The organism is Nonomuraea turkmeniaca, assembly GCF_005889735.1.
In the GTDB taxonomy this organism is placed as follows: domain Bacteria; phylum Actinomycetota; class Actinomycetes; order Streptosporangiales; family Streptosporangiaceae; genus Nonomuraea; species Nonomuraea turkmeniaca.
This window is the reverse complement of sequence record NZ_VCKY01000551.1, coordinates 1-1,111: the sequence shown is the minus strand read 5'-3', so window position 1 is coordinate 1,111 and position 1,111 is coordinate 1. Positions and strand designations below refer to the sequence as shown.

The following is a 1,111-nucleotide window of genomic DNA, read 5'->3' as shown; positions in this document are numbered from 1 at the left end:
GCCCCCGCCCCCGGGTCCACCGCAGTTCCAGGCGTTCGCCCCTGGCGCGCCCCCGCCGGGCGAGTCCAACGGCACGCCGGGCGAGCAGAAGCCGTACCAGCCGCTGAAGGACGTCTCCCAGACCAGGCGCTGCTTCAGGCAGCCGGACGGCCGCTGGTGGTTGCGCATCGACGTGACCGCCGAGCAGCTGGCGGGCAGCGAGTGCGCGCTGCCGACGGGCTTCGCCTCCTACCTGGGCCTGTCGCCGGGTGAGAGCAGGACGGTCAGGAGCGCCGCGGGCGAGCTGACCTTGACCTGGCACGGCCGGCCGGTGCTCGAATCCATTGAGCGCCTCCTCGCGGACGTCGGCGCGCGCGAGGGCGGGCACCTGTTCCTGACGTTGTCGGACGAGGGTGTGCTCCGGGCCAGGCACCTGCCGGTCGCCGCGCAGGGCGCCGAGAAGATCACCAAGGCGCTGCGCCTGGTCGGGTACACGGCTCCGGGCGGCACCCGAGATCAGGCGGCCAGGGTGATCGCCACCAGGATCGGCATGACGGGTCCGGTGAGCCTGCCGGACCTGCTGGTCAGGCTCCGCGAACGCGGGGACCGCGATCTGCTAGCTCTCTTGGACTGAGCCGGTGCCGCGGCTCGCGATCGCCCCTGAGTTTCCCAGGGAACTCAGCGCACTGGCCCAGCCGGTGCGCAGGGACGCCGTGGTCGCGCTGCGCCGGTTCCTGCTGAACGTCTCCGGCGCCCCGCATCCCGAGCGGGTGCGGAGCGCCAGGGATCCGCGAGTGGCCACGCTGCGGCTGGCCGAGGGGCATCGCGGGGTGGCGGTACGCCAGCGGGACGTCTATTGGCTGCGTACGGTCCTGCCCGACCCCGAGGCCTGGTCGTACGCGAAACGCCACAGGTACGGCGTCAACCCCGTGGTCGGCGTCGTCGAGGAGTGGGACGCCGAGGCCCTGGAGCGGGTGGGGCCCGCATTACGCAGGTCGGCCAAGTCGCGGCTGTTCGACCCCATCTGCGACGGCGACCTGCTGGCGCTCGGCCTGGACGGGCACGCCCTGCCGCTGTTCCGGCTCATCACGACCGAAGCCGACGTGGCCGCGCTCGAACCCCTGCTCCCGCC

At 73.2% G+C, this 1,111-nt stretch carries 2 pseudogenes; both read left to right on the top strand.

Annotated elements, in window-relative coordinates:
• Positions 1 to 613 (top strand): annotated as a pseudogene (locus ETD86_RS56565) (hypothetical protein); the annotation flags it as partial.
• A gap of 4 nt (positions 614 to 617) precedes the next feature.
• Positions 618 to 1,111: pseudogene (locus ETD86_RS54455) on the top strand (UvrD-helicase domain-containing protein); the annotation flags it as partial.